Source organism: Sphingomonas sp. R1 (assembly GCF_025960285.1).
Lineage (GTDB): Bacteria > Pseudomonadota > Alphaproteobacteria > Sphingomonadales > Sphingomonadaceae > Sphingomonas.
In genome coordinates this window covers 2,914,973-2,925,000 of record NZ_CP110111.1, presented here as the reverse complement: position 1 = coordinate 2,925,000, position 10,028 = coordinate 2,914,973, and the positions used below count along the sequence as shown (strand labels likewise).

Here is a 10,028-nt window from a genome sequence, read left to right as displayed (position 1 = left end):
GCGCCGCTGGCCGCCGTCTATTATCGCCAGCCGATGGTGGCCGAGCTGCTGCGCGTGCAGGCGATCCTCTATCTGACCACCCCCTTTATCGCGCTGCCCTATGCGCTGCTCGCCCGGAGCATGGATTTCGCCAAGCAGGCGCAGGTGAACTTTGTCTCCGCGCTGGCCGGAGCGATCACCGCACTGACCGGCGCCTATGCCGGCTGGGGCGTCTGGACGCTGGTGATCGCGCCCCTGGTGCTGTTCGCCACCCGCGCGATCGGCATGACGCTGGCGGCGCGCGCGCTGGTATGGCCGAGCTTCGACTTTCGCGGCGCGGGCGACATGGCGCGCTATGGCGGGGTGATGGCGGCGGGGCAGGTCTTCTGGTTCCTGCAGAGCCAGGCGGACGTGTTCATCGCGGGCCGCATGTTCGACCCGCACCTGCTCGGCATCTATACGACGAGCCTGTTCCTCACCCAGATCTTCGTCTCGAAGTTCGTGCCGCCGCTCAACGAGGTGGCTTTCTCGGCCTATGCCAGGATGCGCGACGATCCGGCGGCGGTAGCAGCGGCGTTCGTGCGCGGCGCGCAGCTGATCCTGCTCGCCGCCATGCCCTTCTATGTCGGCCTTGCCGCGACCGCCGAGCCGCTGGTCGCCGTGGTGCTCGGGCCCAAATGGGCGGAGGCCGCCCCCGTGGTGCACGGTCTCGCGCTGGTGATGCCGCTGATGACACTGCAGGTACTGTTCGCGCCTGCCAGCGATGCGCGCGGCCGGCCGGGAATCAGCGCGCGCAACGGCGCCACCGGCGCGCTGTTCCTGCCGATCGCGTTTCTGATCGGCGTGCACTGGGGGATAATGGGCCTCGTTGCCGCCTGGTACGCCGCCTATCCGCTCTATCTGGCGCTGTCGGCGCATCGCACGCTGCCCGCGATCGGCGTCGGCTATGCGCGACTGGCGCGGGCGATCGCGCCGCCGGTGCTCGCCGCGCTGGCCATGGGACTGATCGTAACGCTGGCCGACCGCGAATTGCCGCCGCTCCCCGCCCTGCCCCACCTCACCCTGCTCGTCGGCATCGGTGGCGCAAGCTATGTCGCGCTGCTGTTCGCCTTTGCCCGCGGCACGCTGACCGGCGCCATCGCGCTGGTGCGCAATCGCGCCGGCTAGGCGTCAAGCGGTCTGGATATAGGCCCGCATCGCCTCGGCCTCGGATTCGATGCGGTCGATCCGGTACTTCACCAGATCGCCGATCGAGATGAAGCCGATGCACGCCTGACCCTCGATCACCGGCAGATGGCGGATGCGCCGCCGCGTCATCAGCGCCAGCGCGCCGAGCACCGTTTCGTCCGGGCCGACGCTGATCGCGGGCGCGGTCATCACGCGGGACACGGGCAGTTCGAGCCCAAGCGCGCCTTCGCGTTCGATACAGTGGATCACATCCCGCTCGGAAAAGATTCCGGCCACCTGCCCGTTTTCGAGGACCGGCACCGCGCCGATGCGTCGCGCTGCCAGCAGCGCCACCGCCTCCGCTACGGTGCGGTTCGAGGCGATCGACACGATGTCACGCCCCTTGCCTTCGAGGATTGCCGCGATGGTCATCGCATTCTCTCCTATGGCTTCGTTTTTTTAGGCGTTGTGTATCCCACGATTCGGCCCAAGTTGCAAAAGCATGGAACAGCCCGACGGACTCGACGATCCCGCCTATGCCGCCTTCGCCTGGGGGCGGTTCCGCCGCATCCTGTGGGGCATGGGCGTGGTGGCGGTGCTAGCTGCCGGCGCGGCCGAATATTGGCTGTGGGCGTGGATGGGCGAACTGCACATCGTCACCGCCATCGCCACGTTTCTGGGCGTGTTCTTCACCATCATGATGGCGGCGGCGCTGATGGGGCTGATGTTCCTCAGTTCCGGCAGCGGCCATGACGCGCAGGTGGAGGATCCGCTGCAGGACCAGGTCGACCTCGACTGAAGGTTCAGCGATCGAGCCTGCGGGCGAAGTGCAGCATGGCGGTGCCGTTCGCCGGCACGGTCACGCGCCAGGTTTTCACCCCCTTGCGCTCGATCAGCGGGCCATCGCTATCGGCGACCGGATAGGGAATCGGAAGTTCGAAGGTGACGGCCGCATCGTGCGCGTTGCTCACCTCGACCTCGAACGCCTCGCGACGCTTGCCGCCCGGGCGGCCGATCACGGTGTAGCGCACATCGCTGCTGGTGCCGGGAAGCAGCTCCACCTCGTCCCCCACCGCGCGATCGGCGAGATCCGATTCGCCGAGCAGCACCGGCGCGCCCGCCCGGTCGGCGAACAGCGCGAGCTTGCCGGCCGGTAGCGGCAGACCCAGCCCCGCGCCGGTGCGGTTCTCGGTACGCAGGACGATCTGGGTTGGGCGGCTGGGCGGTCGCGATTCGCCTGCATTGTAGGGGAAGGGCGTGAAGCTGCCGCGATATAGGCGCGCGACCTTCACCGATTCGCGGTGCAGCAGCGCCACCTGCTTGGTGGACAGCGCGGCAACGGTCACCGGCTCGGGCACGCGGTAGAGCTTGAGGTCGCCGAGTTCTTCCTGCTCGGCCATCATCGCCGGAGCAGGCGCCGGGGGTGGCGGTGGTGGGGGCGGTGCGGGCTGGAGCATCCGCCGAAGGCTATTGCCGGTGACCACGATTTCCAGATTTTCGCGATGTTCCGTCGCGACCGCTGGCGCTGGCGGCGGCGGGCCGGCCATCGAGGTGTTCCCCGTCGGCCAGCATTGCAGACGCAATTGCGTCGCCTCCCCGCGCGGCAGCGGCGCCGCCCTGCCCTTGTTGAGCTTGCCCGCCACCGCGCTGGTGCGCGCATCGGCGAATCCCTGGCTGCCGCCGTTGATCACCGTCATCCAGCCGAACAGGTCGAGCGTGTCGCCCTCCCCCAGCCGCGCGACATAGTTGGCCGACCAGTCGAAGCCCTGCGCCAGATAGGAAAGCTGCACCGTCACCGTCTGCGCCGCCGCGGCATCACTGGTGACCGACAGCGTCGGCCTGGCGGCGAGCGTTTCGGGGACGCCGGGGTAGCGGATCGCCTCCGGCAGACCGGAACAGCCGAGCGCCTCCACCCCTTGCGCGGTGCTGAGCAGCACGCCGCCGTTCGGGCCGGACTGGATCACCGCCTCGCTTTCGGTGACCTTGCCGGTGGCGCGATCGGTGCGGCGCACGATCACGCTGCGCTTGAGATAGGCATCGACCAGCGTTGCCGGCCCGAGCAGCCGGGCATCGCGATTCTTCTCGCCCACCCCGCGCGGCAAGCCGGTGACGATCGCGGTTTCCGGCATCATGCCCTCCGACACGCCGACGAAGCGGATCACCGACGGGCCCGCCGGCAGCGTGATCGTCCGCGTCTCGGTGACCAGCGCATAGCCGCGCGGCCAGCCTTGGCGGACCTCCGCCCCGGTGCCGCGATAGAGCGTCACCGCCACCGCATCGGGCTTTTCCGACAGCACCAGCGCCTGCGCCCCCGCCGGTGCGGCGGCGAGCAGGGCGAAAAGGCCAAGGGCGACGCGGCCGAGCATCGGATCAATAGCGGCTGTCGAACACCACGGTCACCGATGCCTTGCCATTGGCGGGCACCGCCACCTTCCACTCCATCCGATCGGCCGAGATGCGCTCGCCGGTGAGACTCTGCTCGAGCACGCGGACATCGCCCCACAGGCCGGTCTGGGCGAGATCCACCGTCACCGCATCGGCGCGGGCGTTGGTGAAATCATAGCGCATCGTCGTCTTCCACCGCTTGGCGGAGAGCTTCTTGCGCTCGACCACCACCGCCGCGCCCTTCACGTCGAACGCTTCGCCGGTGCGCAGCGACATCGCCGAGCCCATCGGCGCAGCCTCCACCCGGCTCTCGCCGATGAACTGCGGCTCGCCCTTGCGGTCGCGCATATAAACGCGGATCGTGCCGCTCGGCAGCTGGTCGCCCAGGCCGCCGCTCTTCGCGGTCGAGAATTTGAGGACCGTCGCGGCGCTGCGCGGATCGCTGTCCGCGCCCAGCCAGCCATTGGTCCATTCATAGGTCTTGCGCGCCGGCGTGCCCTTCACGTCGAGGAAGCTGACCTGCTTCTGCTGGGCGTTGGCGATCGTGGTGCGCTGGGCCAGCGGGTAGAAGATATAGTCCCCCAGCCGCTCGCGATCGCCGGTTTCGGTGCCCGGCGTCTCCACCGTCGTGTCGGCGAGCCGGCCGAACGCCGCAGCCCCGCTCGGCGCGCCGGCGACCAGCGTCACGGCGGCGTTGGTATAGGTGGTGCCGGTATTGTTGGCGAGGGTGATCCAGCCCTGCAGGTCGATCACGCTCTTCGCCTCGTCGAACAGCATCACATAGTCGCTGGTCCAGCCGAGGCCGGGGGTGAGATAGCTGAGCGTCGCCGGCACGCGGCCGCCGCTCGCCACCTGCAGCGTGACCGAGAGGGTCGGCCGCGCACGCAGATTTTCGGGCACCTTGTCGAAGATCACCCGCACCGGCAGGCCGTCGTCGCGCAGCACTTCGATGCGGGGGCCGATCTGGAGGACGATGCCGCCATTGGCCGAGAGCACCCGCGCCTGCTCGCGCGTCTCGGCGCCGGTGGCGGGATTGGTGCGGACGAGCGTGACGACCGAGCCGACCGCCTTCTCCATCAGCTTGTAGGGGGTGAGCAGGTCGTAATCGAAATTCTGCTCGACGATGCCGATGCCGGGGCCCGACAGCGTGACCGTCGCCGGGCGGATCTGCGCGGAGACGTCTGCGAACTCCTGCCGCACCCGGCCGGCGGCGAGGCTGAGCGTGCGCACATCCTGCACCAGCGCCTGGTTGTTCTGGTAGATGGTGATGGCGAGATCACCCTGCGCGGTCTGATCCGGCGCAGGGATCTGCTGCGCCTGCGCCGCAAGCGGACATGCCGCCGCCAAGAGCCACACCGCACGCCGCATGCCGATCCTCCCCCGAAACCGGATTGTTGGGGCGATGGTAGCAGGTTCAGCGGGTTGGGCCAGGGATTTCAGGATGGTGTTCCGACTTCGATAGTGCCCGCACGAGCAACGGAGCGAGTTCCGGATGTTGTACTTTGAAGGCGGCAACGCGCGCGGCGCTTATCTTCTCGCTGAAGACCACGTCTGTCGACAGCGCGCGTGGCTGCGTGACTTGTACCAGCAGGTAGAGGCGATTGCCCACGCGGAGGAACGGCGGGATCTTGCCCACCGCCGGGTAGCGCATCGCGATTTCCCGGTCCGCAACGCGTTCGTCGTCCCAGTCGTTCGGATGCTGCATGTCCCGATAGATCGCCAGCGGTTGCGCCGTCGGCGGGTTGCAGGCGGAAAGCGCCAGCGCGGCGATGGATACCGAGGCGGAGGCGACACGTCTCATGGGCAATGCGTGCGCGCGGTTCAGCCGATCTGCAACCCTTCCCGCCGCGCCAAAGAAAAAGGCCCGCCTCCTCCTCGGAAGCGGGCCTTTTGCTGGTCGGGTTTCCGAGGCCTCAGGCGGCGGGTGCCTCGGCCTCGTCGCTCTTCGTCACGCGGCGGCGGCGGGGCTTCTTGGGTGCCTCTTCCGCGTCTGCGTCCGCAGCCGGGGCGGGATCGGCACCGATGGCGGGGGGCAGGATTGCGGCGTCGATGCCGTGGCTCGCCTCGACCTCGACCGGCACCTCGCGACGCGGACGACCGCGGCGACGGGGCGCCTCGACCGGCTCGGCCACCGCTGCTTCTACCGAGGCAGCGGCTTCGACCGGCGCGGCCTCGACCGCATGGCCATTGGCCTGGCCGTTGGCGACACCGTTGCTGCGCTCGCGGCGCTCCGGACGCTCGGCGCGATCCTCGCGATAGCTGCGCGGTTCGCGGCCCTCCCGGGGCTCGCGGTCCGCACGCGATTCACGCTCGCCGCGCGGTTCGCGCTCGCCACGGGGTTCGCGGGCCTCGCGCTCGAAGCGCGGTTCGCGCTCGCGGCGCGGCTGCTGCTGGCGGGGCGCCTCGCCCTCGTCCTCGCGGCCGGCATCGCCTTCCATTTCGAATTCTTCGTCGTCGCCGTCAAAGTCTTCGCGCTGGCGGCGCTGCTGGTTCTGCTCTTCAAAGCGCGAGCGGTTCTCGTTCAATACGCGGAAATAATGATCGGCAAACTGCAGATAATATTCGGCGTTGACGCGATCCCCCTGCATCTGCGCGTCGCGCGCAAGGTTCTTGTATTTCTCGAGCAACTGGGCGGCGTTACCCCGGGCGCGGTTATCGATCCGACTGCCGTTGCCCTGGTTGTTCGAGCCTCCGCCCTGCCGCTGTTGCTGGCCGCCCCGACCGCGACGGCGGCCGGCCTGACGATTGTTCATCAAGGTCTCGTTGTCCTGTCTTTACAAAGCCGTCCGTCGATTCATCGAGGTTCCGGATGCAGGGTTACATTCGCGGCAGGTTCCGGGCGTACCCAGAACCTTCCGCTTGCCACGGCCGCCGGACTGCAGCGGCACACATGACCATGGAGTCGGGCCTCAGCCCTTTATCTCAACAACTTGGTTGAAGGTGCCTCGCCCCGGCGTTCTTCTAGCCGCTGGCGTACCATTCTCCAAGCAGAAATATGTGACGTTTGCGCGTAGTTTCAAGTCAGCCGGACCACGCGCGGCCGTCCACCCATGTCGTTATAGACGCTTGGGGCCAGGCCCTGTTCCTGTCCCAGCAAAGAAACCGCCGCTGCTTGCGTCCAGCCGATCTCGATCACCGCCGCGCCGCCGGGCGCGAGCAGACCGGGAAGCGCGGGAAGGATGCGCCGATAGTCGTCGAGCCCGTCGCTGCCAGCGAACAGCGCCTCCGCCGGCTCATGGTCCAGAACCTGCGGCGGCAGCGGCTCGTCGGTCCCGATATAGGGCGGGTTGGCGAGGATCAGGTCGAAGCGGCCATCCAGACCCGCGGTCCAGTCGCCGCGGCGAAACGCGGCCCGGTTCGCCATACCCAGCGCATCGGCATTGCGGCGGGCATAGCCGAGCGCGGTTTCGGAGGCGTCGATGCCCAGCCCCTCCGCCTCCGGCCATTCGGCGAGCGCGGCGAGCAGCAGCGTGCCGGGGCCGGTGCCGAGATCGAGGATCCGGGCGGGCGCGCGGGTGCCGAACCAGGCGAGTGCGGTCTCGATCAGCGTCTCGCTGTCGGGGCGCGGGATCAGCACCCCGGGGCCGACGGCGAGGTCGATCGTCCAGAAGGCGCGAGTGCCGGTGATATAGGCGATCGGTTCGTGCGTCAGGCGACGGGCGACGAGGGTAGCAAAGGCTTCGGGCGCGGGATCGTCCAGTCGGCCGAGCAGGAGGGTGTCGCGAGTGGTCCCGAGGGCGTGCGCCATCAGCAGCTCCGCATCGAGGCGGGGGGTGTCGGACACGGCTTCAAGCTGGCGGGTGGCGTCGGCAAGGGCTGCGCGCACGCTCACCACCGCGTGCACCCCAATTCCTCCCCGGCACGGGGAGGGGGACCATTCGCAACGCGAATGGTGGAGGGGCCGCCGCGCAAGCGGCGAGGTTCCTGGGCGTGGAGAGCGTTCCGCGCCTGCGGCGCGGCCGCTCCACCCCGCGGCTCCGCCGCGCGGTCCCCCTCCCCGTTCCGGGGAGGAGTTTTACGAGTCCAGCTGCGCAAGCCGGTCGGCCTCGTCCTGCGCCACCAGCGCGCCGACCAGTTCGTCGAGCTCGCCTTCCAGGATTTCGGGCAGGCGGTGCAGCGTCAGGTTGATGCGGTGATCGGTCACCCGGCCCTGCGGGAAATTATACGTCCGGATCCGCTCCGACCGATCGCCCGAGCCGACCATCGAGCGCCGCGCGCCAACGCGCTCTGCCGCCAGCCGCTCGCGCTCGGCCTCGTACAGGCGGGTGCGGAGCACCTTCATCGCCTTGGCCTTGTTCTTGTGCTGCGAGCGCTCGTCCTGCTGGATCACGACGATGCCGGTGGGCAAGTGGGTGATCCGCACCGCGCTGTCGGTGGTGTTGACGCCCTGACCGCCGGGGCCGGAGGCGCGGTAGATGTCGATGCGCAGATCCTTGTCGTCGATCTGCACGTCCGCCTCTTCGGCCTCGGGCAGCACCGCGACGGTAGCGGCGGAGGTGTGAATGCGCCCGCCCGCCTCGGTGGCGGGAACGCGCTGGACGCGGTGGACGCCGCTCTCGAACTTCAATTTGGCGAACACGCCGGTGCCGGTGATGCCGACCACGACTTCCTTGTAGCCGCCCGCTTCCGAGCTGCTGGCCGAGATCAGCTCGGTCCGCCAGCCGAGCCGATCGGCGTAGCGCTGGTACATGCGCAGCAAATCGCCGGCGAACAGCGCGGCTTCGTCGCCGCCCACGCCGGCGCGGATTTCGAGCAGCGCCGGGCGCTCGTCCGCCGCGTCCTTGGGGAGCAGCGACAGCGCCAGCTTGCGTTCGGCCTCGGCGAGCGTGCCTTCGTTGGCGCGGAGTTCCTCCACCGCCATCGCGCGCAGCTCGTCATCGGCATCCTGCGTCATCTGCTGCAGCGACTGGCCCTCGGCGCGCAGCCGGCGAACATTGCCCGCCGCGACCGCGACCGGCTCGATCTCGGCATATTCCTTCGAGACCTGGACGAAGCGATCGCCGCCGAGCTCGCCCGACGCCATCAGCGCCTGCAACTCGTCGCGCCGCGCCTCGATCGCCGCGATGCGGTCCGGCGGGATGCGGGTCATTCGGTCGGGCCGCCCCAGGCAATGCTGCCGAGCACGGCCTCGATCGCAGCGGCGTCGCCGACATTGACCTTGAGCCGCTTTGAGGTGGATCCCTCCGCAACACCCAGGGACAGCAGCGCGTCCGGATTGCTCTTCACCGCCTTGTCGAACCGCTTGCGCGGCGAGCCGGTGGCGAGCAGCTCGGCCGCGAGCCCCGCCCGGCGCAGCGCGGCGACGGCGCGCACGCCATCGGCCTGCACGCGATCGTCCTCGACCACGACATAGACCTGGATCGCCGCCGCTTTCGGCTCCTCGATCAGCATCGCCAGCCGCTCGACGCCGGCCGCCCAGCCCACGCCCGCCGTCTCGGGGCCGCCGAGCGAGCCGATCAGCCCGTCATAGCGGCCGCCGGCCAGCACGGTGCCCTGCGCGCCCAGCCGGTCGGTGACGAACTCGAACGCGGTGTGGCGATAGTAATCGAGCCCGCGCACCAGCCGCGCATTGCGCGTCCAGGCGACACCGGCCGCGTCCAGCCCGTCGGTCACCGCCTTGAAGAAGGCGGCGGCCTCGTCGGTCAGATAGGCGTCGATATCCGGCGCGCTATCGGCAATCGGGCGGTCGCGCGGGTCCTTCGAATCGAGGATGCGCAAGGGATTCTTTTCCAGACGCGCCAGGCTGTCCTCGGAAAGCTCGCCCTTGTGCGCCTCGAAATGCGCGACCAGCGCGGTGCGCCAGGCGTCGCGCGTCGCGGCATCGCCCAGCGTGTTGAGCTGCAGAGTCACGCCGTCGGCGATGCCGAGGTCCTTGAGCAGCTGGTCGGCGAGCACCAGCAGCTCGACATCGGCGGCGGGCTCGGGCGCGCCGAGGATCTCGGCGTCGATCTGGTGGAACTGGCGATAGCGGCCCTTTTGCGGGCGCTCGTAGCGGAACACCGGGCCGGACGTCGCGACCTTCAGCGGCGCGAACTGCTGCCAGCCCTCGCTGATATAGGCCCGCGCGATGCCGGCGGTGAACTCCGGGCGCAGCGTGATCGAATCGCCGCCGCGATCCTCGAAGGTGTACATCTCCTTGGAGACGACGTCCGAGGTCTCGCCCATCGAGCGGGCGAACACGCCGGTCGCCTCGAAGATCGGGATCTCGAGCCGCTGGAAGCAGTAAAGCTTGCGCACCCGATCGAACGTTTCGAGCACCGCGGCGAACCGCCGCTGGTCTTCCCCGAAAATGTCCTGGGTGCCCCGGATGCGCTGGGGGGTCTGGATACGTGCCATGTGGGCGCGGCTATTAGGCCGGTTTGGGGCGGGGGGCAATGTGCCCAATGGGAACCGCCTGCGCTCCCCTCCCGCTTGCGGGAGGGGTCGGGGAGGGGATGGCAGCAGCGTGTTCCCGCCCCCTCCACATCAGTCCCTCCCCTAGCCCCTCCCGCAAGCGG

The 10,028-nt window shown here is 69.1% G+C and carries 10 protein-coding genes (1 of these 10 cut by a window edge); 2 read left to right on the top strand and 8 right to left on the bottom strand.

The genetic code is table 11. The features are described 5' to 3' along the window. Window positions 1-1,146, top strand: the 3' portion of a protein-coding gene (locus tag OIM94_RS13980; RefSeq protein WP_264607315.1) for a lipopolysaccharide biosynthesis protein. It extends 342 nt beyond the left edge of the window; only the last 1,146 of its 1,488 coding nucleotides appear in the window; its start codon lies off the left edge, out of view; it ends in the stop codon at window positions 1,144-1,146. A gap of 3 nt (window positions 1,147-1,149) precedes the next feature. Here the strand turns inward: OIM94_RS13980 and OIM94_RS13975 are convergent, their stop codons facing one another. Then, entirely contained in the window at window positions 1,150-1,578 is a 429-nt protein-coding gene (locus OIM94_RS13975; protein WP_264607314.1) for a CBS domain-containing protein, read from the bottom strand. A 70-nt stretch (window positions 1,579-1,648) separates the two neighbouring features. Here OIM94_RS13975 and OIM94_RS13970 point away from each other — a divergent pair, with 70 nt between their 5' ends. After that, complete coding sequence (locus OIM94_RS13970; RefSeq protein ID WP_264607313.1) at window positions 1,649-1,945, top strand: hypothetical protein; 297 nt, start codon at window positions 1,649-1,651, stop codon at window positions 1,943-1,945. A gap of 4 nt (window positions 1,946-1,949) precedes the next feature. Here the strand turns inward: OIM94_RS13970 and OIM94_RS13965 are convergent, their stop codons facing one another. From OIM94_RS13965 to hisS, 7 genes are all read right to left on the bottom strand, one after another. After that, window positions 1,950-3,512, bottom strand: a complete 1,563-nt coding sequence (locus tag OIM94_RS13965) for a DUF4139 domain-containing protein (protein WP_264607312.1) — start codon at window positions 3,510-3,512, stop codon at window positions 1,950-1,952. Between the two features lie 4 nt (window positions 3,513-3,516). Further along, on the bottom strand, window positions 3,517-4,899 hold the full coding sequence (locus tag OIM94_RS13960) for a DUF4139 domain-containing protein (protein ID WP_264607311.1): 1,383 nt from the start codon (window positions 4,897-4,899) through the stop codon (window positions 3,517-3,519). Between the two features lie 46 nt (window positions 4,900-4,945). Next, window positions 4,946-5,332, bottom strand: coding sequence for a hypothetical protein (locus OIM94_RS13955; protein WP_264607310.1), 387 nt, complete (start codon window positions 5,330-5,332; stop codon window positions 4,946-4,948). A 112-nt stretch (window positions 5,333-5,444) separates the two neighbouring features. Continuing rightward, window positions 5,445-6,284, bottom strand: coding sequence for a DUF4167 domain-containing protein (locus OIM94_RS13950; RefSeq protein WP_264607309.1), 840 nt, complete (start codon window positions 6,282-6,284; stop codon window positions 5,445-5,447). Window positions 6,285-6,547: 263 nt separating this feature from the next. Continuing rightward, entirely contained in the window at window positions 6,548-7,366 is an 819-nt protein-coding gene (prmC, locus tag OIM94_RS13945; protein WP_264609913.1) for a peptide chain release factor N(5)-glutamine methyltransferase, read from the bottom strand. Window positions 7,367-7,546: 180 nt separating this feature from the next. Next, entirely contained in the window at window positions 7,547-8,620 is a 1,074-nt protein-coding gene (gene prfA / locus OIM94_RS13940; RefSeq protein WP_264607308.1) for a peptide chain release factor 1, read from the bottom strand. Beyond that, a complete protein-coding gene (gene hisS / locus OIM94_RS13935; protein WP_264607307.1) occupies window positions 8,617-9,867 on the bottom strand; it encodes a histidine--tRNA ligase in 1,251 nt (416 codons plus the stop codon). The genes prfA and hisS overlap by 4 nt, the downstream gene beginning before the upstream one ends. Window positions 9,868-10,028 lie beyond the last annotated feature (161 nt).